The following is a 23,713-nucleotide window of genomic DNA, read 5'->3' as shown; positions in this document are numbered from 1 at the left end:
GGGACGCGTTCGTCGGAACCAGCGGTGACGCCGCGTCAGACGTCAGAGGCGATGCGCCTTGAGCGTCATGTGCAGCAGCAGCCGGTCCTCGCCGTCGTCCAGGTCCAGGCCCGTCAGCTGTTCCACCCGCGACAGTCGGTAGTAGAGGGTCTGCCGGTGGATGCCCAGCACCGCCGCCGTGCGGCCCGCCTGGCCCGCGCAGTCGAGGTAGATCTCGGCGGTGCGGGCGAGTTCCTGGTGGGCGGGGGAGAGCAGGGGGCGGACGACCGGGTCGTGGGCGGTGGCCGGGGGAAGCGCCGTGAGCAGCCGGAAGGGGCCGATCGACGCCCACCGGGCGACCGGGCCGAGCCGGGGTTCCGCCAGGGCCGCCCGGGCCGAGGCCGCCGCCTCCTGCCACACCGTGCCCAGCTCGGCCAGCCCGACGCGCCCGGCGGCGATGCCCGCGGCGGCTCCGGTGGCCCGCTCCAGCAGCCGTGCCGCCACCGAGGTGGCCGGAGTCAGGACGTCCGTCGAGCGCAGCCGCACCAGCACCGCCAGGCACTGGCCCGCCACCCCCCAGGGCACCGTGCACAGCGCCGTCGCGCCCGGCAGCGTCCGCAGCGACGGGGCGTCGTCGGGGTCGGCGGACGGCCAGGGGGCCACGCACACCGCCGTGTGCGGACCGTCCGCGCGGGCGCCGAGCGCGGTGCGCAGCTCCGCCACCGCCATGTCCCGGGGCCAGCCGCGCTCGGCGGTCAGCACCGCCCGCAGCTCGCGGGTGAGGTCGGCGCCGTGCTGGGCCTCGTCGGCGAGGAGGGCGCCGATCCGGCCGGTCACCTCCATGGCCGCCGCCAGCTGGGCGTCCGAGGGCCCGGGATCGTCGTCCAGCAGCCAGACGTAACCGAGGACGACCCCCCGATGGCGTACGGGAAGACACACCCGGCCCCGGTACACCCCCGCCTCCGGGGCGGGCGGGATCCGGACCGGGGCGGTCGCGCGGGTGATGCCGAAGCCCTCGAACCAGGTGCGGACGGCCGCCGTCGACCGCCGGGTCAGGATCGAGCGGGCCCGCACGGGATCCAGCGCGGAGGCGTCCAGTTCGTCCTCGCTGTCGTACGCGCCGAACGCGATCAGCTCGAAGTCGCGGTTCTCCAGTGTCGCCGGGGCGCCGAGCAGCTCCGAGATCTCGTCGACCAGTTCCTGGTAGTCGCCCCTGTGTTCCGATGGCACCCGGGCATTCTCCCGCACACCGGGCCCGCTTCATACATCTGTCTGAGATCTGCGGCACGGATGCGTGACAGCTGTCGATGGCCGACGATCGGAGGGATCCTTAGGTTTCACGGTGGTTCTCCGTGCCGTTCCCGGATCGTCGGGCACGGCCTCGTTCGGGTTGGTATGTGGAGGTGCCCCGTGCTGGGTCCCGTGATTCTCGCCGCGTCGCGCAGCGACCGGATGCGACGCCTGATCTCGGCGGCCCCGGTGACCAAGCAGGTCGTGGACCGCTTCATCCCCGGTGAGACCGTCGACGACATCGTGCCGATCATCGAGGACCTCACCGCCCGGGGTCTGGAGCTGACGATGGACGTCGTCGGCGAGGACATCACCCGGCCCGAGCAGGCCGCCGCCGCCCGCGACGCCTACCTGACGCTCGTCGACCGCCTGAAGGAGCTGGAGCTCGGCCCCCGGGTCGAGATGTCCGTCAAGCTGTCGATGTTCGGCCAGGCGCTGGACGGCGGCCACGAGCTGGCCCTCGCCAACGTCCGCCCCGTCGTCGAGGCCGCCGCCGCCATCGGCACCACCGTCACCCTGGACGCCGAGGACCACACCACCCTCGACTCGATGTTCGCCATCCACGAGGAGCTGCGCAAGGACGTCCCGCAGACCGGCTGCGTCATCCAGGCCTACCTCTTCCGCACCGAGGCCGACGCCCGCCGCCTCGCCGCGAACGGCAGCCGCGTACGGCTCGTGAAGGGCGCCTACAAGGAGCCCGCCGAGGTCGCCTACCAGCAGAAACACGAGATCGACAAGGCGTACGTCCGCATCCTGCGGACGCTGATGGAGGGCGAGGGGTACCCGATGATCGGGTCGCACGACCCGCGCCTGATCTCCATCGCCCAGGAGCTGGCCCGGCGCGCCGGGCGCAAGCCCGACGAGTACGAGTTCCAGATGCTGTACGGCATCCGCGGCGAGGAGCACCTGCGGCTCGCCGCCGAGGGCCACCGCATGCGTGTCTACACCGCCTACGGCACCGACTGGTACGGCTACTTCATGAGGCGCCTCGCGGAGAAGCCGGCGAACCTGCGCTTCTTCCTGCGCTCGATGGTCAGCAAGGGCTGAGCCCGAACCACCCGCTCAACGCAAGGAGTTACGGAACCCATGGACGCTGTGACCCAGGTCCCCACCCCCGTCAACGAGCCGGTGCGCGGCTACGCCCCCGGCTCGCCCGAGCGCGCCCGGCTGGAGGCCAAGCTCAGGGAGCTGGCCGACAACCCGATCGACCTGCCCTGCACGATCGGCGGCGAGAGGCGGATGGGCGGCGGCGAGCGCTTCGACGTGGTGCAGCCGCACAACCACAAGGCCCGCCTCGGCACGTACGCCAACGCCACCCGCCAGGACGCCCAGGACGCCGTCGACGCGGCCCTCGCCGCCGCGCCCGCCTGGCGCGCCATGTCCTTCGACGACCGCGCCGCGATCATCCTGCGCGCCGCCGAGCTGCTGGCCGGCCCGTGGCGCGAGACGCTGGCCGCCTCCACCATGCTCGGCCAGTCGAAGACCGCCCAGCAGGCCGAGATCGACACCCCCTGCGAGCTGGTCGACTTCTGGCGCTTCAACGTCCACTACGCCCGCCAGATCCTGGCCGAGCAGCCCCCGGCCAACTCCCCGGGCGTGTGGAACCGCCTGGACCACCGCCCGCTGGAGGGCTTCGTCTACGCGATCACGCCGTTCAACTTCACGGCGATCGCGGGCAACCTGCCGACGGCCCCGGCCCTGATGGGCAACGTCGTCGTGTGGAAGCCGTCCCCGACGCAGACCCACGCCGCCGTGCTGCTCATGCAGCTGCTGGAGGAGGCGGGCCTGCCCAAGGGCGTCATCAACCTCGTCACCGGCGACGGCATCGAGGTCTCCGAGGTCGCCCTGAACCACCGCGACCTCGCCGGCATCCACTTCACCGGCTCGACCAAGACCTTCCAGTACCTGTGGAAGACGGTCGGCGCCAACATCGAGACGTACCGTTCCTACCCGCGTCTGGTCGGCGAGACCGGCGGCAAGGACTTCGTCGTCGCCCACCCGAGCGCCGACCGCGCCGTCCTGAGGACCGCCCTGACCCGCGGCGCCTTCGAGTACCAGGGCCAGAAGTGCTCGGCGACCTCCCGCGCCTACATCCCGGCGTCGATCTGGAACTCCGGCTTCAAGGAGGAGTTCGCCGCCGAGGTCGACGGCATCCCCATGGGTGACGTCACCGACCTGTCCCACTTCATCGGGGCCGTCATCGACGAGCGCGCCTTCGCCAAGAACAAGGCCGCCATCGACCGCGCCCAGTCGGACCCGTCCTGCACGATCGTCGCGGGCGGCTCCTACGACGACTCGGTCGGCTACTTCGTCCGCCCGACCGTCATCGAGTGCACCGACCCGGAGAACGAGGTCTTCACCACCGAGTACTTCGGCCCGATCCTCGCCGTGCACGTCTACGAGGACGACCGGTACGAGGAGATGCTGACGCAGATGGAGTCGGTGTCCGGCTACGCGCTGACCGGTTCGGTCATCGCGAACGACCGCGCCGCCGCCGCGTACACGATGGACAAGCTGCGCTACGCGGCCGGCAACTTCTACATCAACGACAAGTCGACCGGCGCCGTCGTCGGCCAGCAGCCCTTCGGCGGCGGCCGCGCCTCCGGCACCAACGACAAGGCCGGCGCGCCGCAGAACCTGACGCGCTGGACCCTGACCCGCTCCATCAAGGAGACGCTGGTCCCGCCGACCGACTACACCTACCCGCACATGGGCTGACCTCCGGTCACCGTTCGGGCCAGGTCTTCGCCGACCTGGCCCGTCCGCCGTTCTGGGCCCGTGCGGGCGGGCAGACCGGCCCCCACGACATGGACCGAGGCGGGAGCGGGCGGTGTTCCAGTGGTCGGCCCTGCCGAACGTGCGCCGGGTGATCCTGCCGGGGGCCGGTCACATGCCGGGACGGAGGACCCGGAGGGGGCCGGTCCGCGGTGGTGCCGGCGCTGCCGTGAACCGCTGTCACCGGCGCCCCGGACGGCACACCTAGCCGGGCATCTCCGTCCGCTCCCACCACTCGTACACCGGCAGCCTGCCCTCCGGCGTGTCCGAGTGGCGGTCCGTAAGCCTGAAGTGCTCGTAGCCGTTCCGGAGCTCGATCTTCACGTCGTCTCCCGGGGCCGGGACCGGGACGATCCGTTCGGGCAGGTCCTGCGGGCCGCCTTCGAGAAGTGCCTTGGCCGTGTCGCTCATGGCCTCACCGTTCCCTGCGCCGGAACCCGATGCCACAGGCCGCGTGGAGGATCAGTCGTGTGGACGATCACGGCGTGACCGGCCGCCGCCCCCTTCCCGGGGTTCCCGCCCGGTGCCCGGAGTGGCCGAGCGGGAAACCCTCGACGCGCACCCTTGTCCGGGAGGGGCGCACCTCTGTGAGACCGCAGCTCAGCACCGTGCGACCCAGTGCACCGTCTCAGATAGTAGGAAGTCCGAGTAATTGTGGAGACAGCCGCGTGCTCCTCCCTTAGCTTTGTAGGAGCCGAACGTCTCGCTCGACCCAGCGAATGGCGGTCGTGAGCCGGAGCCCCGTGCAGGCAACCCCTGCGGCACCGTCGCTCCCCGCCCCATCCGGCGTCTCGAAACCCGTTCCGCACTCCCTGCTTCGTCGAAGGAGTCGATTTCCCATGGCCGAGACGACCGTCCGCCGCCGAGTCCGCCACGTCTCCCGCACGAGCGAGTCCGACCGCAAGAACGCCGCCGCCGCTCTCCAGCGCGCCCTCGACCGCCGGGACAACGGCGGCGAGACCGGCCACTGAGACGCCCCTCCAGCCCGGGAGCCGCTCCCGTACGAGGTGCGGCGCGGGCCTGAGCGGGACCTCGGGCTCCGCGCCGCATCTCGGACCGGTCGATCCGCGTGCCGTACCGATCCGCGCGTCGTGCCAGGCGCGCGCCGACACCATCAGCCGTGCCGCCGGACCGCCGACCGCCTCCACCGTGAGGAACGGAAGGCTGGGTCGCGCACCCACGACGACCTCACTGTCCCCGCCGTGGACGCGTCCGCCCGGGCGACCTCCCGTTGTCCGTATCGCGGACGCTCCGTGTCATCACCTGGGACGAGGAGTAGGGTGCCGGGCATGTCTCGCAGCATCAATCTCGCAGTGATCCCCGGTGACGGCATCGGCCAGGAGGTCGTGGCCGAAGGTCTCAAGGTCCTCTCCGCCGTCCTTCCGCAGGATGTGAAGCTGGAGACCAAGGAGTACGACTTCGGCGCCAAGCGCTACCACGCCACCGGTGAGACCCTCACCGACGCCGACCTGGACGCGCTGAAGAAGCACGACGCCATCCTCCTCGGCGCGATCGGCGACCCGAGCGTCCCCTCCGGTGTCCTGGAGCGCGGCTTCCTGCTCAAGCTCCGCTTCGCCTTCGACCACCACGTCAACCTGCGTCCGTCGAAGCTGCTGCCGGGTGTCGCCACCCCGCTGGCCGGCGAGCCGCAGATCGACTTCGTCGTCGTCCGCGAGGGCACCGAGGGCCCGTACACCGGCAACGGCGGCACCATCCGCAAGGGCACCCCGCACGAGGTCGCCACCGAGGTCTCCGTCAACACGGCCTTCGGTGTCGAGCGCGTGGTCCGCGACGCCTTCGCCCGCGCCCAGGCCCGCCCGCGCAAGAAGCTCGCCCTGATCCACAAGAACAACGTGCTGACCTTCGCCGGTCACCTGTGGACCGACGTCTTCAACAAGGTGGCCGAGGAGTTCCCCGAGGTCACCACCGAGTACATGCACGTCGACGCGGCGACCATCTACCTGGTCACCCAGCCCGAGCGGTTCGACGTGATCGTCACCGACAACCTCTTCGGCGACATCATCACCGACCTCGCCGCGGCCGTCTCCGGCGGCATCGGCGTCGCCGCGAGCGGGAACATCAACCCGTCCGGCGAGTTCCCGTCCATGTTCGAGCCGGTCCACGGCTCGGCCCCGGACATCGCCGGCCAGGGCAAGGCCGACCCCACCGCCACGGTCCTGTCCGTCGCCCTCCTCCTGCGCCACCTCGGCCACGACGCCGAGGCGGCCCGCGTCGAGGACGCCGTCTCGGCCGATCTCGCCGAGCGCACCGGCAAGCCCGCCCGCTCCACCTCGGAGATCGGCGACGCGCTCGCCGTACGAGTAGCCGGCTGACCCGCCGCGCTGTTCGACGCTTGACGAAGCCGCCGGGTCGCATCCGCACCCGGCGGCTTTTCGTATGCGGTCGTCGGGTGCCACCATCAACCGTGGGCCGCATTCACCCCGTTTTCTTCCGCCCGACGCTCCGCGAGATAATCGAACGCGGAGCCGCGGTATGAGGGAATGCTCGGACGTCCTAGCACCGGCCACGTGCCGTGCGGGAGTGAGCGCGGCCCGTCACTACAACCGGTGAAGGACAACCACTCATGACGACGCCCACGATCGAGCTCAAGCCCTCCGCCAGCCCGCTCTCCGCCACCGAGCGGGAGGCGATCCTGGCCAACCCGGGGTTCGGCCGCCACTTCACCGACCACATGGTGACGATCAAGTGGACCGAAGGCCGCGGCTGGCACGACGGGCAGCTCGTCCCGTACGCGCCGATCCCCCTCGACCCGGCCACCAACGTCCTGCACTACGCGCAGGAGATCTTCGAGGGCCTGAAGGCCTACCGGCGCCCCGACGGCTCGGTCGCCACCTTCCGGCCGGACCAGAACGCCAAGCGGTTCCAGCGCTCCGCCCGCCGCCTCGCGATGCCCGAACTGCCGGTCGAGACGTTCATCGAGGCCTGTGACGTCCTGGTCCGGCAGGACAAGGAGTGGGTGCCGGCCCACGGTGGCGAGGAGTCCCTCTATCTGCGCCCCTTCATGATCGCGACGGAGGTCGGCCTGGGCGTGAAGCCCGCCAACGAGTACCTCTTCCTGGTGATCGCCTCCCCGGCCGGCGCCTACTTCGCGGGCGGCGTGAAGCCGGTCTCCATCTGGGTCTCGGAGGACCGCGTCCGCGCCGTCCCCGGTGGCATGGGCGACGCCAAGACGGGCGGCAACTACGCGGCCTCCCTGCTCGCCCAGGCCGAGGCCGCCGCCAAGGGCTGCGACCAGGTCTGCTACCTCGACGCGGTCGAGCACCAGTGGGTCGAGGAACTCGGCGGCATGAACCTCTACTTCGTCTACGGCGACAGGATCGTCACGCCGTCCCTCAGCGGGTCCATCCTGGAGGGCGTCACCCGCGACTCCCTCCTCGCCGTCGCCCGCGACCTCGGCTACCGGGCCGAGGAGGGCCGCGTCTCCGTCGACCAGTGGCAGCGCGACTCCGAGAACGGCGCCCTCACCGAGGTCTTCGCCTGCGGCACCGCCGCCGTCATCACCCCGGTCGGCACGGTCAAGCGCGCCGGCGCCGAGTGGAAGCAGTCGGGCGGCCAGCCCGGCGAGGTCACCCTGAAGCTGCGCGAGGCACTGCTGGACATCCAGCGGGGGACCGCGGAGGACAAGCACGGCTGGATGCACGAGCTGGGCTGACCTCCGGGCCGGTCCGACCGGCGTCCGGAGCCCTGGAGGAAGCCCGTCCCGTCCTCGGGGCGGGCTTCGGCATGCCCCGGGGGGCGGAGGGATCTGAGGGACCGGAACCTCAGGCCCCGGGGACCGGAACCGCGGGCCCCGAGGCACCGGAACCTCAGCCCTGCGGGAACCGGGAACTCATGCCCTGCCGGACCGGCACCCCTCGGATCCGCTACGAGACCGCCGGGGCCCGCTCGCTCTGCGACGTGGGCGACGCGACGTCCCGCCGAGGCGTCGAGCCCCGGCTCAGAGCGAGGTACACGGCGCCTGCGACCAGCCCCGACAGCAGGAAGCTGCAGTCCACCCCGCCGGTCAGGGGCAGCAGCGGTCCCTCGTACGACGGGAGGGAGACGGCGAGCACGCCGACGACCGCGCCCGCCGCCCACGCCACGGTGGCGGGGACGTTCCAGCCGCCCCGGTACCAGTAGATCCCGCCCCGGGCGCGGCGGTTGAAGACCTGGAGGGCCTCGGCGTCGTAGATGCCGCGGCAACGGGCGAAGCCGATGAGGGTGATGACCGCCCAGGGCGTCCCGATCGCCGTCAGCAGCAGCACGAACGAGGTCATCGCGTCCTGCGCGGTCGAGGCGTAGTGGCCGGTGAAGACGCAGACCGTGGCGACGACGGCGACCGCGCAGGTGGCCGTCGCGCGGGAGACGCGGGGCAGGATCGCGTCCAGGTCGAGGCCCATGGAGTACAGCATCAGACCAGCGTTGCCGACCGAGCCCGCGGAGGCGGCCAGCAGCAGGGGGACCAGATACCAGGTGGGGGCGGCGTCCACCAGCGGCCCCGCGTAGTCGAGGGCCGCGCCGGCCGCGTACGCGGTGAAGGTGCCGAAGAGCTGCGGGACCAGCAGCCCCAGGAGCAGCCCGAGCCAGGTGGCGTGCAGGACGCGCCGGTCGGTGTGCCGGGCCGGTGAGATGTACCGGGTGTAGTCGCCGAGGAGGGTGATGAAGGCGATGGGCCCGGACAGGCCGGCGGCCACCGTCGCCAGCAGCCAGGTCGGCCAGAACCCGCCCAACAGGTAGCCGCCGGCCTCGGGCAGCGCGTCCGTGGTGAAGTGCGGGGCGTAGGCGAGCACGCCCAGGACCAGCAGGGCCGTCATGCCGAGCGCCAGCACGCGGGACATCGCCAGCAGCACCCGGTAGCCGTACACCGCGCCCGCGACCGTCGCCGCGGCGAGCACCGCGTAGACGACGCCGTACGACAGCCCGTCGGCGTCGACGCCGAAGAGGCGGCTCAGGACGCCGACCACGACGTCACCGCCGATCCACACGGTCAGCGCGGTGTAGCCGAGGGCGAGGAGCAGGCCGACGACCGAGCCGACCAGCCGGCCGCGCACACCGAACTGGGCGCCCGAGGAGGTGGACAGGTTCGTCGCCGTGCGCAGGGAGATCAGGGCCAGCGGGGCGGTGAGGGCGGCGCCGGCCACGGTGCCCGCCACGATCGAGCTCACCGACGCCCACCAGTCCAGCCCGAAGGACGGGGGCAGCCAGCCGAAGACGATGACGCCCAGACAGAGGTTGGAGCCCAGCAGGATCGAGACGAGGTCGCGGGGGCCGCTGGTGCGTTCCTCGTCGGGGATGGTGTCGACTCCGCGCTGTTCCATCGGCATGGCTGGTCTCCTTCGACGGCCGCCTGGTGCCCGGGACGGGCCTTATGGTTTGAGCGGCGTTCAATGTGACGTAGCCGGATGCCCTCCGTCAACGTTCCGGTAGCGGCAATCTCCGGTTTAGAGTGGTGCTCTAAGTCGAGGGAAGGCAAGGAGGTGCCGCAAGGTGAGACTCACCCCCACCGAACGTGACCGGCTGCTGCTCTTCGGAGCCGCCGAGCTGGCCCGGGCGAGAAGGGCCCGGGGCCTGAGGCTGAACGTGCCGGAGGCGACCGCGCTGATCGCGGACACCGTCTGCGAGGCCGCCCGTGACGGAGCCCGGCTCGCCGAGGCCGTCGAGCGCGCGCGCTCGGTCCTCGGGCCGGACGACGTCCTTCCCGGCGTCGCCGACGTGGTCACCGAGGTGCACGTGGAGGCCGTCTTCGACGACGGCTCACGGCTCGCGGTCGTCAGCGATCCGATCGGCGGCGGGCTCGGCGCCGAGGCCCCCGGAGCGCTGCTGCCGGGGCCCGGCCACGCCGAGCCCGAGGCGGTCGTGCGGCTGACGGTCACCAACACCGCCACCGTGCCCGTCTCCGTGACCTCCCACTTCCACTTCTTCGAGGCCAACCCGCGGCTGGACTTCCTCCGAGAGCGGGCCTACGGCATGCGGCTCGCCGTCCCCGCCGGATCGTCGGTGCGCTTCGGGCCCGGGGAGACGAGCGAGGTCGGGCTCGTGCCGATCGGGGGCGACCGGATAGCGATCGGCTTCGCCGGACTGGTCGACGGGGCGCTGGACGCGCCGGGCGCGAAGGAAGAGGCCCTGCGCCGGGCCGCCGCCTGCGGATACCTGGGAGCACGGCTGTGAATCCGTACGAGTACGCCGCCACGCACGGCCCTCGCGCGGGTGACCGCGTCCGCCTCGGTGACTCGGGGCTGGTGATCCGCGTCGAGTCCGACGCCCAGCGGTACGGCGACGAGTTCCTCGCCGGCTTCGGCAAGACCGCCCGTGACGGACTGCACCTCAAGGCCGCCGCCGTGCGCGAGACCTGTGACGTCGTGATCAGCAACGTCGTCGTGATCGACGCCGTGCAGGGCATCCGGAAGGTGTCCGTCGGGATCCGCGAGGGGCGGATCTGCTCGATCGGGCGGGCCGGGAACCCGGACACCGTCGACGGGGTCGACGTCGTCGTCGGCACCGGCACGTCGATCGTCTCCGGCGAGGGGCTGATCGCCACCGCCGGCGCGGTGGACACCCACGTCCACCTGCTGTCGCCGCGCATCATGGAGGCCTCCCTGGCCTCCGGGGTGACGACGATCGTCGGGCAGGAGTTCGGGCCGGTGTGGGGCGTCGGGGTCAACTCGCCGTGGGCGCTGCGGCACGCGTTCAACGCCTTCGACGCCTGGCCGGTCAACATCGGCTTCCTGGGCCGGGGTTCGTCGTCCGACCCGGCACCCCTGGTCGAGGCGCTCGCCGAGGGCGGCGCGTCCGGCTTCAAGGTGCACGAGGACATGGGCGCCCACACCCGGGCGCTGGACACGGCATTGCGGGTCGCCGAGGAGCACGACGTCCAGGTCGCCCTGCACAGCGACGGGCTGAACGAGTGCCTGTCCGTCGAGGACACCCTGCGCGTGCTGGAGGGCCGCACCATCCACGCCTTCCACATCGAGGGCTGCGGCGGCGGACACGTGCCGAACGTCCTGAAGATGGCGGGCGTCCCGAACGTCATCGGCTCCTCCACCAACCCCACCCTGCCCTTCGGCCGGGACGCGGTCGCCGAGCACTACGGCATGATCGTCTCCGTCCACGACCTCAAGACCGACCTGCCCGGCGACGCGGCCATGGCCCGCGACCGCATCCGCGCCGGGACCATGGGCGCCGAGGACGTCCTGCACGACCTGGGCGCCATCGGCATCACCTCGTCGGACGCGCAGGGCATGGGACGGGCGGGCGAAACGGTCCGCCGGACCTTCGCCATGGCCGGGAAGATGAAGGCCGAGTTCGGCGCGCCGGACGACCACGACAACGAGCGCGTCCTGCGCTACATGGCCAAGCTGACCATCAACCCGGCCATCGCCCACGGCCTTTCGCACGAGGTCGGGTCGATCGAGGTCGGCAAGCTCGCCGACATCGTGCTGTGGCGGCCGGAGTACTTCGGCGCCAAGCCGCAGCTCGTCCTCAAGGCCGGCTTCCCGGCGTACGGCGTGGTCGGTGACCCCAACGCGGCGACGGACACCTGCGAACCCCTGGTCCTGGGACCGCAGTTCGGCGCCCACGGCGCCACGCCAGCCGACCTCTCCGTCGCCTTCGTCGCCCGGGCCGCCCTGGAGCAGGGCAACGACACGATGCCGACCCGCCGCCGCCGGGTCGCCGTACGCGGCACCCGCGGCATCGGCCCGGCCGACCTGCGCCTGAACTCCCGTACCGGAGCGGTCGACGTCGACCAGCACACCGGGCTGGTCACCCTCGACGGCGAGCCGCTGCGCTCCGAACCCGCCGAGTCCGTCTCCCTCAACCGCCTCTACTTCCTCTGAGGATCAACGATGTCCGCAGCCGCCGACGGCTTCCGCATGCCCGCCGAATGGGCCCCGCACGAGCGCACCTGGATGGCGTGGCCGTCCCCCAACCCCACCTTCGACGACCCCGAGGACCTCGCCGCCGCCCGCCGGGCCTGGGCGTCGGTCGCCCGCGCGGTACGCCGGTTCGAGCCGGTGACGGTGGTGTGCGGCCCCGGGCAGTCGGCCGAGGCCGCCGCCCTGCTCGGCGAGGGCGTCGACACCGTCGAACGCGACCTGGACGACGCCTGGATGCGGGACATCGGCCCCACCTTCCTGACGAACGGGCGTGAACTCGCCGCCGTGGACTGGACGTTCAACGGCTGGGGCGCCCAGGACTGGGCCCGCTGGGAACACGACGCGAAGATCGCCGCGTACGTCTCGGACCTGGCGGGAGCGCGGACGTACGCCTCGAAGCTCGTCAACGAGGGCGGCGCGATCCATGTCGACGGCGAGGGGACGGTGCTGCTGACGGAGACGGTCCAGCTCGGCCCCGAGCGCAATCCGCACTGGTCCCGGGAGGAGGTCGAGGCCGAGATCCACACCCACCTCGGCACCCGCAAGGCGATCTGGCTGCCGCGCGGCCTCACCGGCGACTATCCCCCGTACGGCTTCGGCACCCTCGGCCACGTCGACATCGTCGCCGCCTTCGCCCGCCCGGGCGTCGTGGTCGCCCACCACCAGCCGGACCCGGCGCACCCCGACCACGAGGTGACCCAGGAGGTCATCGGCCTGCTGCGGTCGCAGACGGACGCGCGGGGCCGCCGTCTCGAGGTCGTCGAGGTCCCCGCCCCGACCGTCCTGGAGGCCGACGGCCACTGGGCCGACTACTCCTACATCAACCACTACCTCTGCAACGGCGGCGTCGTGCTGTGCGGCTTCGACGACCCGCGCGACGAGATCGCCGCCGGCATCTTCCGCCGCCTGTTCCCGGAGCGGACGGTGACCCTGGTCGACGCGCGGACGGTCTTCGCGGGCGGCGGCGGCATCCACTGCATCACCCAGCAGCAGCCCAGGGTGACGGTCGGGTAGAACGTACGGGTGAACGTACTGCTCCGCACGGCCCGCGGCCGCCGCCCCACCGAGCCGCCGCGCCCGCTCCCCGGGGTGCCGCCCCGCCCGGAGCGCGGCGGGCCGGCCCCCGTCCTGCCCGGCGCCGTGCGGGCGGTCGCCGGATGAGCGGAACCCGTCGTACCCCGGCCCCGCCGCGCGAACAGGTCCTCGCCGCCGCCATGGCGATGATCGCCGAACGCGGCCTGGAGAAGCTCACCATGGCGGCGCTCGGCCGTGAGGTCGGGATGAGCAGTGGTCATCTCCTCTACTACTTCGGGTCCAAGGACGAGCTGCTGCTGCGGACCCTGGAGTGGAGCGAGGGGCGGCTCGGCGCCGAGCGCGGGCGGCTGCTCACCCGGTCCGCCCCCGCCCGCGTGCGTCTGGACGCGTACGTCGACCTGTACGTCCCCGACGGACACCGCGACCCGCACTGGACGCTGTGGCTGGAGGTCTGGAACCGCTCGCAGAACGCCGACGAGGACGCCCGCGACCGCCAGGCCGCCGTCGAGGGCGCCTGGCACCGCGACCTGGTGGCGCTCCTCGCCGAAGGGATCTCGCGCGGGGAGTTCCGGCCGGTCGACCCGGACCGGTTCGCGGCCCGGCTGCGGGCGCTGCTCGACGGCTTCTCCATCCACGTGGCGATCGGGCTGCGCGGCGCCGACCGGGAGCAGGTCCTCGTTCATGTGCGGGAGTTCCTGGACCAGACCCTCCTCGCGGACCCCGGCGGCGCGACGCCTCCGACGGCCGCCGCGGACACTCCGCCGCCCGCATCCTGAGACACCCCATGAGCACGGGGGCGGCTTGTGCCAGACTGCCCCCGTGCTCTCGTTCGCCACGATTATTGGCAGCAGGCGCGCCGGTCCGCAGTGACCGCCACGTACGACCAGGTACGGGCGGCCATCGTCGTCCTCGACCCGCGCGCAGACCTCTCGCACCCGCGAGAGGTTTTTCGTTTTCCTGGCCCACCTTCAGCCGGGAACGAGAGTGCGAGGGACCATGGGGGGATGGTGGAGCCGGTCATTCCGGTAAGACCGAAGATCCACAACAGGAGCCTTGAGACCATGACCGAGACGGCAACCAGCGAGCTCGACGACTCGTTCCACGTCTTCGACACGACCCTGCGCGACGGCGCGCAGCGCGAGGGCATCAACCTCACCGTCGCCGACAAGCTCGCGATCGCACGGCACCTGGACGACTTCGGCGTCGGCTTCATCGAGGGCGGCTGGCCCGGCGCCAACCCGCGGGACACCGAGTTCTTCGCCCGCGCCCGGGAGGAGATCGACTTCCGGCACGCCCAGCTGGTCGCCTTCGGCGCAACCCGCCGGGCGGGCGCCAAGGCCTCCGAGGACCCGCAGGTCAAGGCGCTGCTGGACTCGGGTGCCGAGGTCATCACCCTGGTGGCCAAGTCCCACGACCGGCACGTCGAACTGGCCCTGCGCACCACGCTCGACGAGAACCTGGAGATGGTCCGCGACACGGTCTCGTACCTGAAGGGCGAGGGCCGCCGCGTCTTCGTCGACTGCGAGCACTTCTTCGACGGCTACCGCGCCGACCCGGAGTACGCCAAGGCGGTCGTCCGTACGGCCTCGGAGGCCGGCGCCGACGTGGTCATCCTCTGCGACACCAACGGCGGCATGCTCCCGGCGCAGGTCCAGGCGGTCGTCTCGACCGTCCTCGCCGACACCGGCGCCCGCCTGGGCATCCACGCCCAGGACGACACCGGCTGCGCGGTGGCCAACACCCTCGCCGCCGTCGACGCGGGCGCGACGCACGTGCAGTGCACGGCGAACGGCTACGGCGAGCGGGTCGGCAACGCCAACCTCTTCCCGGTCGTCGCGGCCCTGGAGCTGAAGTACGGCAAGAAGGTGCTGCCCGACGGCCGTCTGCGCGAGATGACGCGCATCTCGCACGCCATCGCGGAGGTCGTCAACCTGACGCCGTCGACGCACCAGCCGTACGTGGGCGTCTCGGCCTTCGCGCACAAGGCGGGCCTGCACGCGTCCGCGATCAAGGTCGACCCCGACCTGTACCAGCACATCGACCCCGAACTGGTCGGCAACACCATGCGGATGCTCGTCTCCGACATGGCGGGCCGCGCCTCCGTCGAGCTCAAGGGCAAGGAGCTGGGCATCGACCTGGGCGGCGACCGCGAGCTGGTCGGCCGGGTGGTGGAGCGCGTCAAGGAGCGCGAACTCAAGGGCTACACGTACGAGGCGGCGGACGCGAGCTTCGAACTCCTGCTCCGCACCGAGGTCGAGGGCACGCCGCTGCGCTACTTCGAGGTCGAGTCCTGGCGCGCGATCGTCGAGGACCGCCCCGACGGCACCCACGCCAACGAGGCCACCGTCAAGCTGTGGGCCAAGGGCGAGCGCATCGTCGCCACGGCCGAGGGCAACGGCCCGGTCAACGCCCTCGACCGCGCCCTGCGCGTCGCCCTGGAGAAGATCTACCCCCAGCTGGCCAAGCTCGACCTCGTCGACTACAAGGTCCGCATCCTGGAGGGCGTCCACGGCACCCAGTCCACGACCCGCGTCCTCATCTCCACGACCGACGGGGCGGGCGAGTGGTCGACGGTGGGCGTCGCGGAGAACGTGATCGCCGCGTCCTGGCAGGCACTGGAGGACGCCTACACGTACGGCCTGCTGCGGGCCGGGGTGGATCCCGCGGAGTAACCGCCCCCGGACGTGCCCCCGGCGCGCGGGCGACCGACGAACGCGGTCCACGCGCCGGGGCGCCGGCGGCGACGGCGCCGGGTGTCTTGACCACACAGGCGACGCCCCGTTAACTCACGGAGTGAACTAAGTGCTGAGAGAGTTGTCCGAGTTGGCAGAGACAAGCTGAGACCAGAGAGTCGAGGGAAGGTCCATGCGACGAACCGCCCTGCTCCTCTCCACCGCCTTGCTCACCGCTTTGCTGCCCTGGGCCTCCGCGGGAGCCGCCACGGAGCCCGCGGCCGACGACCCCCCGTCCGTGCCCGTCGACCGCTTCGAGGGTGAGGTCCCCTTCGCGGGTCAGCCCGCCGAAGGCATCTTCACCTGGGGCGGCGACGCCGACGACCCGCCCACCATCCGGCTGACCGCGCGCCCCGACGCCCCCGAGGGCGAGAAGGTCCTCACGGGCGACTACGACATCAGTGGCTGGGGCGGCTTCACCCACGACTACGCCGCCGCCGAGCCCGCCCACGACTGGTCCGCCCACCAGGGCCTGCGGCTGTGGTGGGAGGGCCGCGGCAACGGCCGCAGGATCACCGTCGAGCTCAAGGACGGCGGCGCCCACGGCGAGGCCTCCGAACTCTGGACGGCCTCCTTCACCGACGACTTCACCGGCTGGAAGCGGATCGAACTCCCCTTCACCGACTTCACCTACCGCACCGACTACCAGCCCGTCGGCGGCATCGACCAGGTCCTCGGCCTCACCGGGATGTGGGGGTACGCCGTCACCCTCCCGGCCGGCACACGCGGCGACTTCGCCATGGACGGTGTCGAGCTGTACGGCCGCGCCGACCAGTCCCGCACCGCCTCCGTGACGACCGACTCCGCCGTGTACCCGGTGAAGGAGGGCGGCACGGCCACCGTGAAGGTCACCCTCGCCACCACCGGCGCGGCACCCGTCGACGCCCCGGTGACCGTCTCCTACGAGACCACCGGCGGCACCGCGACGGACAGCGACCACCCGCCGGTCAGGGGCGAGTTGACGTTCCCCGCCGGCACCGCCTCCGGCACCACCCGCACCCTCAGGATCCCCACTCTCGTGGACGACACGGCCGAGGCGGCGGAGACCATCCCGCTCAGGCTGACCGTCACCGGCGCCAAAGCCCCGGCCGAGACGCCGCAGATCGTCGTCGACGCGCACGGACTGCCGTACCTCGACAGCAAACTGCCGGTGAGAAAGCGGGTCGCCGACCTCCTCTCCCGGCTCTCCCTGGAGGAGAAGGCCGGCCAGATGACCCAGGCCGAGCGCGGCGCGCTCACCGCGCCGGGAGACATCGCCGCGTACGACCTCGGCTCCCTCCTCTCCGGCGGCGGCTCGACCCCGACGCCCAACACCCCCGAGGCGTGGGCGCGGATGATCGACGCGTTCCAGCTCCGGACGCGGGCCACCCGGTTCCAGATCCCGCTGATCTACGGCGTCGACGCGGTCCACGGCCACAACAATCTGGTCGGCGCGACGGTGATGCCGCACAACATCGGCCTCGGGGCCACCCGCGACCCCCGGCTCGCCGAGCGGACCGCCGAGGTGACCGCCGCCGAGGTCCGCGCCACCGGCGTCCCCTGGGACTTCGCGCCCTGCCTGTGCGTCACCCGCGACGAACGCTGGGGCCGCTCCTACGAGGCCTTCGGTGAGGACCCGGCCCTCGTCGAGTCGATGGAGACCGTCATCCAGGGCCTCCAGGGCCGCGCCGACGGCAGGGACCTCGCCCGCAACGACAAGGTCCTGGCCACCGCCAAGCACTTCGTCGGCGACGGCGGCACCGCGTACGGCTCCTCCACCACCGGCAGCTACACCATCGACCAGGGCGTCACCACGGTCACCCGGCAGCAGTTGGAGGCCGTCCACCTCGCCCCCTACCAGGACGCCGTCGACCGGGGCGTCGGCACGGTCATGCCGTCGTTCTCCTCCCTCGACGTCGTCGGAGACGGCCGGGGCCCGGTCAAGATGCACGGCCGCGCCGACATGATCAACGGCGTCCTCAAGGGCCGTATGGGCTTCGACGGCTTCGTCATCAGCGACTGGGCGGCGATCGACCAGCTCCCGGGCGACTACGCGAGCGACGTCCGGACGTCCGTCAACGCGGGCCTCGACATGATCATGGTCCCGTACGCGTACCGGGACTTCCACACCACGCTCGTCGACGAGGTGAAGGCCGGCCGGATCAGCGAGCGGCGCGTCGACGACGCCGTCTCCCGCATCCTCACCCAGAAGTTCCGGCTGGGCCTCTTCGAACGCCCCTACGCCGACACGGCCCACGCGGAGCGGATCGGCTCCGCCGCGCACCGGGCCGTCGCCCGCCGGGCCGCCGCCGAGTCGCAGGTCCTGCTGAAGAACTCAGGCGGTCTGCTGCCCCTGAGGAAGACGCAGAAGGTCTACGTCGCCGGCTCCAACGCCGACGACATCGGCAACCAGACCGGCGGCTGGACGATCACCTGGCAGGGCTCGTCCGGCGCCATCACGCCGGGGACCACGATCCTGGAGGGCCTGCGGAAGGCGGGCGGTTCCGTCACCCACTCCCAGGACGCCTCCGCACCCACCGCCGGCCACGACGTCGGCGTGGTCGTCGTCGGCGAGACCCCGTACGCCGAGGGCGCCGGCGACGTCGGCAACGGCCACGACCTCCGGCTGTCCGACGCCGACCGGGCCGCCGTCGACACGGTGTGCGCGGCCATGAAGTGCGTGGTGCTGATCGTCTCCGGGCGCCCGCAGCTCGTCGGCGACCGGCTCGGCGCGATCGACGCCCTGGTGGCGTCCTGGCTGCCGGGCACCGAGGGCGACGGCGTCGCCGACGTCCTGTACGGCAGGCGGCCCTTCACCGGGCAGCTCCCCGTCACCTGGCCGAAGTCCGAGGCACAGCTGCCGATCAACGTCGGCGACACGTCGTACGACCCGCAGTTCCCGTACGGCTGGGGCCTGACCACGCTGACGAAGGTCCCCTCGGGCGGCGCGGGCACGCTGCACGCCCTCGGTGTCGCGGCGACGGCGGCCGAGCGGGCGGGCGCGGACGAGAGCGGCCGGGCGCTGGTGACCCGGGCCCGGCTGATCGTGCAGCAGAAGGTCGGCCAGAACATCACCGCGGCCGTCGCGCGCCCCTTCGCCGACGCCGACCACCTGCTGCTGACCGGACGGTACGGAGAGGCGGTGCGGAAGCTGACGGAGGCGTACCGGAAGGCCTAGGGACGGACGGCACCCCCTGTCCTCCCCCGGGGCGTCCCCTGACCTCTCCTGGGCGTCCTCGGGATGGGCAGGGGGTGCCCTATTTCGTGCATATTCGGGTAGCTTCGAAGTATGAAGGTCGCACTATCGGCCCGAGCTTTCGCCGGACTGCTCATCGCCCTGGCGCTCGCGACTCTGAGCCTGCTCGCGGCCGGCCCCCGCGCCGCCGCGGACAGCAGCGTCTCGACGATCGCCGCGCACCTGCGCGAGAGTGCCGTCTACGTCGATCCGGAGGCCTCGAACCTCCTCTCCCAGGCCGACGCCAACGCGTTGCAGAAGAAGATCGAGGGTGCCGACAAGCCCGTCTTCGTCGCGGTCCTCCCGGCCGACTACCCCACGGAGAACCTCTTCACCGACCTGCGCACCGCCACCGGCGTGACCGGCCTGTACGCCGTCCGTCTCGGCGAGCGCTTCGACGCCCGCGCCGATCCGGCGGTCCTGCCGAGCGCGGCCGTCCGCAACCTCGTCACCAGCGTCCAGGGCGAGAGCGACGTCGCGACCCAGCTCGACGACTTCACCGACCGCGCCCTGGCCAACATGGGCGGCTCCGCCCCCGCGGGCTGGAGCGGCTCGGACGGCGACGGGATCTCGTCCACCGCCCTGATCACCGCGGGCGCGGTCCTGGTGGCAGGCGGCGCCGGCGCCTACACCCTCGTACGCGTCAACCGCCGTCGGCACGTACAGGAGCAGCGGGCCGCCCTCGAACGGCTCCGGGTCGTCGTCGACGAGGACATCACCGCCTTCGGCGAGGAACTCGACCGCCTGGACTTCCATCCGGCGGAACCGGGCGCCGACGACCCCATGCGCGCCGACTACGAGCACGCCCTCGACGCCTACGAGAAGGCCAAGTCGTTCATGGCGGCCGCGATGCGGCCGGAGGACGTGCGCGCCGTCACCGAGGCCCTGGAGGACGGCCGGTTCTCCCTGGCCCGGCTCGCCGCGCGCCGGGCGGGAGACCCGCTGCCCGAGCGGCGGCCGCCCTGCTTCTTCGACCCGCGCCACGGGCCCTCCGTCGCCGACGCCACCTGGACCCCGTCCGGTGGGGCGCCGCGCGAGGTCCCGGTCTGCGCGGCCGACCGGACCCGTCTGGCCGACGGCCGCGACCCGGTGATCCGCGAGGTCGACACGGACTACGGCCGCCGCCCGTACTGGGAGGCGGGCCCGGCCTACGGCCCCTGGGCGGGCGGCTACTTCGGCGGCGGCATCCTGCCCGGCCTCCTGATCGGCACGATGCTCGGCAGCATGATGGCGGCCCCGGCCTACGCGTCCGACTACGGCGCCGGTTACGGCGACTTCGGCGGCGGTTACGAGGGCGGTGACATGTCCGGCGCCGACTTCGACACCGGGAGCTTCGGCGACTTCGGCGGCGGTGGCGGGGGAGGGGACTTCGGCGGCGGGGACTTCGGCGGAGGGTTCTGACCCCTCACCCCGGTCAGGGACACGGGCCCGGCGCAGCGCGCGCCGGGCCCGTGGACGTCGTACTCCGCTTAGGTGGGCCGTGCGTCAGAGGGATGCCGCAGCCGAGGCGATGGCCGAGGCGAACGTGGAGACCTCGGTGTAGACGCCGGGCGCGTTGGGCCGGGCGCAGCCGATGCCCCAGCTGACGATGCCGACCTGGATCCAGGCGTTGCTGGCGTCACGGCGGAACATCGGGCCGCCGGAGTCGCCCTGGCAGGTGTCGACACCGCCGGCCGTGTAGCCGGCGCAGATCTCCTCGCTCGCGATCAGACCGCTGTATCCGCTGTACGAACGGCAGGTCGCGTCACTCACGAACGGCACGGTGGCCTTGAGCAGGTAGCGCTGCTGGGCCCCGCCCTCGGTGGCCGCGCCCCAGCCGGCGACGGTGAAGGTGCCGGTGTTGTACTGCGTCGTGGTGGCGATCTTCAGCGTCGCCAGGTTGATGGGCGACGCGAGCTTGATGAGCGCCCAGTCCTTGCCGTTGCCGTTGTAGCCGGGAGCGCGGTAGACGTACGTGGAGCGGACCTGGACGCGGCCGGAGGTGGACTGGAGGTCCGCGACGCCGGCGGTGGCGGTGATGCTGGTGTTGGGTCCGGTGGCGCCCACGCAGTGGGCCGCCGTGAGCACGATCTGCTGGGTGTAGAGCGCGCCGCCACAGCCCATCGAGAGCCGGACCATGAACGGGAACTCGCCCTGCGCGGCGCGGGTTCCGCCGACGACGGGCGAGGGGGCGGCCTGCGCGGACGAGACGGGCTGAAGGCTGACGATCGCGAGGGCGGCGGCGCCGACGACCGCGCATCTCTTGAGCGCCGTGAGGAGTCTCTTCAACGTGATGCCTTCCGTGGGGGGTTGACCTGGGGTGTGGGACCGGTGGAACCGGAACACGGAATTGACGCGCGCATGACAACAGCGGCAACAAAGAAAGGCCCATTGCTGGCATGGGCAGGTCAAATCTGTTGCTGGATTATGAGAACGCCGCAAGCCTTCACACAAGGGGTGCGAATCAGCCAGGCTCACCCGGCCCGCGCGGCGAGGTCCTCGAGCGGCCCGCCACTGAGCCGGCACACCCTCCACTCGTCCAGGAACTCCGCCCCGAGGGACTTGTAGAACTCGATCGTCGGCTGGTTCCAGGCCAGCACCCACCACTCGAACCGCTCCCAGCCGTTGCGCGTACAGATCGCGGCGAGCTCGGCCAGCAATGCCCTGCCGTGCCCCGCGCGTGCGGCCGGACGTACAGGTCCTCCAGATGCATGCCCCGCGTGCCGGTCCAGGTCGAGAACCGCGGGAACCACAGTGCGAACCCCACGCCGGCGCCGGTCTCGTCGTCCTCGGCGATCAGCACGTACGCCGCGGGACGCTCCCCGAACAGCGCCTCCCGGAGCTGCTCCTCGGTGGCCCGGGCCTGTTCCACGGCCCGTTCGTACTCGGCGAGTTCGCGGATCAGCGCACGGATGTCGGGGATGTCGCCCGGGGTTGCGGCTCGGATCATGCGGTGATCATGGGCCGGGGCACGCGGCGGTGTCCAACCCTTTCCACCCACCGGGACGCCCGCGTTCGGCGGTCGGGTCCACGGCGCGGACCGGAGCCGGAGACGATCCGGGTCGTCACCGGGGGCGCGGGCCGGCGGCGGAGGCCGGCCCGCGCCCTCAGCCCCTCGCCAGCTCCATCAGCCTCTCGAAGTCGATCGCCCCAGGATCCCCGTGCGTGTTCTCCGGTACGTGCATGTGCCCGCACACGCCCCGGAAGTCGTTCCACCGGGCTCCGCTCATCCGCTGCCCGCCTCCGTTGCCCGCGGACCGGGGGTAGGCCGGCCACAGGGCCGGACCGCGCAGGGGCACGCCGTGGTGGGTGTGGATCCAGGCCAGGAAGCGGGCGACACCGATCAGGGCCCAGTCGGGGGCCTTCGGCCAGTAGACGTGGGGCCGGCCGTTGGTCCGCCACTTGGTGTGGAGCTCGGGGTCGCAGGTGCCGACCAGTTCGACCTGGCAGACGTTCAGGGTGTTCGTCTCGACGCCGCCGGGCCTGTTGAGCAGGGCGCGCGAGGAGATGTCGATGTCGAAGTGCTGGTACCACTTCAGCTTCTTGGCGGCGAGGTCCGGCACCGCCGTCAGGTTCGGCGCGGAGGAACCGCCCCCGTAACCGGGGAGCGAGCGGCCCTCGGTGGTGTGCAGGACGACGACGTTGACCTCCATGCGGGCTCCGCCGAAGTCGTCCTGGTACCAGTGGTCGCGGTTCGCGCCCGGGTAGTGCTGTGGTCCTGTCCTGGTGCTCATGGCTCCTCCTGGCTCGGCGGTCGCCCAGCCGGGTCGGCGGGGGTGACCTGATGAACGAGTGACGCCGACGACCGTGTCGGCACGGGGGAGGGGCGCGGGAAGCACGGCCCGGACATGCCGAGCGCCCGCCCTCCCGGGGGGAGTGGAGGGCGGGCGTGCTCAGGGGCGGGGCGTCGGTGCTCCCCGGGCGTCAGGCGTTCCTGATCGCCGAGATGTCGAAGTTCAGCTTGATCTTGTCGGAGACCAGGACGCCGCCGGTCTCCAGCGCCGCGTTCCAGGTCAGACCCCACTCGGAGCGCAGGATCTCGGCCTTGCCCTCGAAACCGACGCGCTCGTTGCCGAACGGGTCCTTCGCGGAGCCGTTGAACTCCAGGTCGATGGTGAGCGGCTTGGTGACGCCGAGGATGGTCAGGTCGCCGGTGATGCGGTAGTCGTCGCCGCCGAGGGCCTGCGCGCCGGTCGAGCGGAACGTCATCGTCGGGAACTCCTCGGTCCTGAAGAAGTCGGCGCTCTTCAGATGGCCGTCACGGTCGGCGGACCCGGTGTCGATGCTGTCCATGGTGACGTCGAGGGTGGCGGTGGACCGCGACGGGTCGGTGCCGTCCAGGTGCAGCGCGCCGGTGAAGTCGTTGAACTTGCCCTTGACGTTGGTGACCATCGCGTGCCGGGCGACGAAGCCGATCGTCGAGTGTGCCGGGTCGATCGTGTAGTCACCGGTCAGCGCGGCGAGGTCCGGGTTCACGGTGGCGACGGCGACGGCCGTGGCGGACTCGGACTCGCTGTTCCTGCGGCCGAAGATGCCCATGACGTGCTCCTTGGGGACGGTGCCGGCGACGCTGTGGCTGACGTCGTCGACGAAAGGACTGATGAAGTTGAACGTTCAACTTGTCCAACGGGAACGACCGTAGACCTATTCCGTTCAACTTTCAACAGCCAGCGCTCCGTGTCGTCGGCGCTGCGCGGGGTCACTGGCCGCACGCTCCCCGGTGGGGGCTAGGCTCGTCGCGTCACCCGTCTGGAGGGCGCGCCACGCCGGTGGGTGTGAAGTGGATCTCACGCACTGTCTTTGTGTGACCTCTACAACCGCGACGCCCTCTGAGC

19 protein-coding genes and 1 pseudogene are annotated in these 23,713 nt (G+C 71.8%); 13 read left to right on the top strand and 7 right to left on the bottom strand.

Features of this window, described 5'->3' with window-relative positions; genetic code table 11:
• Positions 1–42: 42 nt before the first annotated feature.
• The gene (locus ACIBBD_RS19465) at positions 43–1,209 is read right to left on the bottom strand and encodes a PucR family transcriptional regulator (RefSeq protein WP_399420665.1); all 1,167 of its coding nucleotides are present in this window, start codon (positions 1,207–1,209) and stop codon (positions 43–45) included.
• Between the two features lie 180 nt (positions 1,210–1,389).
• Here ACIBBD_RS19465 and ACIBBD_RS19460 point away from each other — a divergent pair, with 180 nt between their 5' ends.
• Both ACIBBD_RS19460 and pruA read left to right on the top strand, forming a co-directional pair.
• Positions 1,390–2,316: a proline dehydrogenase family protein gene (locus ACIBBD_RS19460; RefSeq protein WP_399420664.1), complete on the top strand. Its 927-nt coding sequence runs from the start codon at positions 1,390–1,392 to the stop codon at positions 2,314–2,316.
• A 39-nt stretch (positions 2,317–2,355) separates the two neighbouring features.
• Entirely contained in the window at positions 2,356–3,987 is a 1,632-nt protein-coding gene (pruA, locus tag ACIBBD_RS19455) for an L-glutamate gamma-semialdehyde dehydrogenase (protein WP_399420663.1), read from the top strand.
• A gap of 261 nt (positions 3,988–4,248) precedes the next feature.
• Here pruA and ACIBBD_RS19450 read toward each other — a convergent pair whose 3' ends face one another.
• Positions 4,249–4,455, bottom strand: coding sequence for a DUF5988 family protein (locus ACIBBD_RS19450; protein WP_399420662.1), 207 nt, complete (start codon positions 4,453–4,455; stop codon positions 4,249–4,251).
• Positions 4,456–4,883: 428 nt separating this feature from the next.
• Between ACIBBD_RS19450 and ACIBBD_RS19445 the strand changes: the two genes are divergently transcribed.
• From ACIBBD_RS19445 to ACIBBD_RS19435, 3 genes are all read left to right on the top strand, one after another.
• Entirely contained in the window at positions 4,884–5,015 is a 132-nt protein-coding gene (locus ACIBBD_RS19445; protein ID WP_015493350.1) for a hypothetical protein, read from the top strand.
• A gap of 318 nt (positions 5,016–5,333) precedes the next feature.
• Positions 5,334–6,377: a 3-isopropylmalate dehydrogenase gene (locus tag ACIBBD_RS19440; protein WP_399420661.1), complete on the top strand. Its 1,044-nt coding sequence runs from the start codon at positions 5,334–5,336 to the stop codon at positions 6,375–6,377.
• Between the two features lie 251 nt (positions 6,378–6,628).
• Positions 6,629–7,717, top strand: a complete 1,089-nt coding sequence (locus ACIBBD_RS19435) for a branched-chain amino acid aminotransferase (RefSeq protein ID WP_399420660.1) — start codon at positions 6,629–6,631, stop codon at positions 7,715–7,717.
• A gap of 211 nt (positions 7,718–7,928) precedes the next feature.
• On the opposite strand, the gene ACIBBD_RS19430 is transcribed toward ACIBBD_RS19435, so the two are convergent.
• Entirely contained in the window at positions 7,929–9,368 is a 1,440-nt protein-coding gene (locus tag ACIBBD_RS19430) for a cytosine permease (protein WP_399420659.1), read from the bottom strand.
• A gap of 163 nt (positions 9,369–9,531) precedes the next feature.
• Here ACIBBD_RS19430 and ureA point away from each other — a divergent pair, with 163 nt between their 5' ends.
• From ureA to ACIBBD_RS19390, 8 genes are all read left to right on the top strand, one after another.
• A complete protein-coding gene (gene ureA / locus ACIBBD_RS19425; protein ID WP_399420658.1) occupies positions 9,532–10,212 on the top strand; it encodes an urease subunit gamma in 681 nt (226 codons plus the stop codon).
• Positions 10,209–11,879, top strand: coding sequence for an urease subunit alpha (locus ACIBBD_RS19420; protein ID WP_399420657.1), 1,671 nt, complete (start codon positions 10,209–10,211; stop codon positions 11,877–11,879). The genes ureA and ACIBBD_RS19420 overlap by 4 nt, the downstream gene beginning before the upstream one ends.
• 9 nt (positions 11,880–11,888) lie before the next feature.
• Positions 11,889–12,932 carry an agmatine/peptidylarginine deiminase gene (locus ACIBBD_RS19415; RefSeq protein WP_399420656.1) on the top strand — a complete coding sequence of 348 codons (1,044 nt, stop codon included), beginning with the start codon at positions 11,889–11,891 and terminating at the stop codon, positions 12,930–12,932.
• A gap of 9 nt (positions 12,933–12,941) precedes the next feature.
• The gene (locus tag ACIBBD_RS19410) at positions 12,942–13,079 is read left to right on the top strand and encodes a hypothetical protein (RefSeq protein WP_399420655.1); all 138 of its coding nucleotides are present in this window, start codon (positions 12,942–12,944) and stop codon (positions 13,077–13,079) included.
• A complete protein-coding gene (locus ACIBBD_RS19405; RefSeq protein ID WP_399420654.1) occupies positions 13,076–13,729 on the top strand; it encodes a TetR/AcrR family transcriptional regulator in 654 nt (217 codons plus the stop codon). Before ACIBBD_RS19410 ends, ACIBBD_RS19405 begins: the two co-directional genes overlap by 4 nt.
• Positions 13,730–14,014: 285 nt before the next feature.
• A complete protein-coding gene (gene cimA / locus ACIBBD_RS19400; protein ID WP_399420653.1) occupies positions 14,015–15,625 on the top strand; it encodes a citramalate synthase in 1,611 nt (536 codons plus the stop codon).
• 193 nt (positions 15,626–15,818) lie between these two features.
• The gene (locus ACIBBD_RS19395; protein WP_399420652.1) at positions 15,819–18,842 is read left to right on the top strand and encodes a glycoside hydrolase family 3 protein; all 3,024 of its coding nucleotides are present in this window, start codon (positions 15,819–15,821) and stop codon (positions 18,840–18,842) included.
• 111 nt (positions 18,843–18,953) lie between these two features.
• Entirely contained in the window at positions 18,954–20,300 is a 1,347-nt protein-coding gene (locus ACIBBD_RS19390) for a hypothetical protein (RefSeq protein WP_399420651.1), read from the top strand.
• 84 nt (positions 20,301–20,384) lie between these two features.
• Here the strand turns inward: ACIBBD_RS19390 and ACIBBD_RS19385 are convergent, their stop codons facing one another.
• From ACIBBD_RS19385 to ACIBBD_RS19370, 4 genes and pseudogenes are all read right to left on the bottom strand, one after another.
• Positions 20,385–21,167: a serine protease gene (locus tag ACIBBD_RS19385; RefSeq protein WP_399420650.1), complete on the bottom strand. Its 783-nt coding sequence runs from the start codon at positions 21,165–21,167 to the stop codon at positions 20,385–20,387.
• Positions 21,168–21,352: 185 nt separating this feature from the next.
• Positions 21,353–21,828 (bottom strand): annotated as a pseudogene (locus ACIBBD_RS19380) (GNAT family N-acetyltransferase).
• Positions 21,829–21,985: 157 nt separating this feature from the next.
• Complete coding sequence (locus tag ACIBBD_RS19375; RefSeq protein WP_399420649.1) at positions 21,986–22,612, bottom strand: hypothetical protein; 627 nt, start codon at positions 22,610–22,612, stop codon at positions 21,986–21,988.
• Positions 22,613–22,802: 190 nt separating this feature from the next.
• On the bottom strand, positions 22,803–23,417 hold the full coding sequence (locus ACIBBD_RS19370) for a YceI family protein (RefSeq protein ID WP_399420648.1): 615 nt from the start codon (positions 23,415–23,417) through the stop codon (positions 22,803–22,805).
• Positions 23,418–23,713 lie beyond the last annotated feature (296 nt).

Origin of the sequence: Streptomyces sp. NPDC051315, assembly GCF_044455165.1 — a bacterium.
In the GTDB taxonomy this organism is placed as follows: domain Bacteria; phylum Actinomycetota; class Actinomycetes; order Streptomycetales; family Streptomycetaceae; genus Streptomyces.
The sequence above is the reverse complement of the archived record's forward strand: the minus strand, read 5'-3'. Positions and strand labels throughout refer to the sequence as shown.

What these genes read in the sequence shown, in the direction of transcription:
- pruA (WP_399420663.1), top strand. Translation starts at nt 2,356, where the DNA reads ATGGACGCTGTGACCCAGGTCCCCACCCCCGTCAACGAGCCGGTGCGC.
- ACIBBD_RS19450 (WP_399420662.1), bottom strand. Translation starts at nt 4,455, where the DNA reads ATGAGCGACACGGCCAAGGCACTTCTCGAAGGCGGCCCGCAGGACCTG.
- ACIBBD_RS19445 (WP_015493350.1), top strand. Translation starts at nt 4,884, where the DNA reads ATGGCCGAGACGACCGTCCGCCGCCGAGTCCGCCACGTCTCCCGCACG.
- ACIBBD_RS19440 (WP_399420661.1), top strand. Translation starts at nt 5,334, where the DNA reads ATGTCTCGCAGCATCAATCTCGCAGTGATCCCCGGTGACGGCATCGGC.
- ACIBBD_RS19435 (WP_399420660.1), top strand. Translation starts at nt 6,629, where the DNA reads ATGACGACGCCCACGATCGAGCTCAAGCCCTCCGCCAGCCCGCTCTCC.
- ACIBBD_RS19430 (WP_399420659.1), bottom strand. Translation starts at nt 9,368, where the DNA reads ATGCCGATGGAACAGCGCGGAGTCGACACCATCCCCGACGAGGAACGC.
- ACIBBD_RS19415 (WP_399420656.1), top strand. Translation starts at nt 11,889, where the DNA reads ATGTCCGCAGCCGCCGACGGCTTCCGCATGCCCGCCGAATGGGCCCCG.
- ACIBBD_RS19405 (WP_399420654.1), top strand. Translation starts at nt 13,076, where the DNA reads ATGAGCGGAACCCGTCGTACCCCGGCCCCGCCGCGCGAACAGGTCCTC.
- cimA (WP_399420653.1), top strand. Translation starts at nt 14,015, where the DNA reads ATGACCGAGACGGCAACCAGCGAGCTCGACGACTCGTTCCACGTCTTC.
- ACIBBD_RS19395 (WP_399420652.1), top strand. Translation starts at nt 15,819, where the DNA reads ATGCGACGAACCGCCCTGCTCCTCTCCACCGCCTTGCTCACCGCTTTG.
- ACIBBD_RS19390 (WP_399420651.1), top strand. Translation starts at nt 18,954, where the DNA reads ATGAAGGTCGCACTATCGGCCCGAGCTTTCGCCGGACTGCTCATCGCC.
- ACIBBD_RS19375 (WP_399420649.1), bottom strand. Translation starts at nt 22,612, where the DNA reads ATGAGCACCAGGACAGGACCACAGCACTACCCGGGCGCGAACCGCGAC.
- ACIBBD_RS19370 (WP_399420648.1), bottom strand. Translation starts at nt 23,417, where the DNA reads ATGGGCATCTTCGGCCGCAGGAACAGCGAGTCCGAGTCCGCCACGGCC.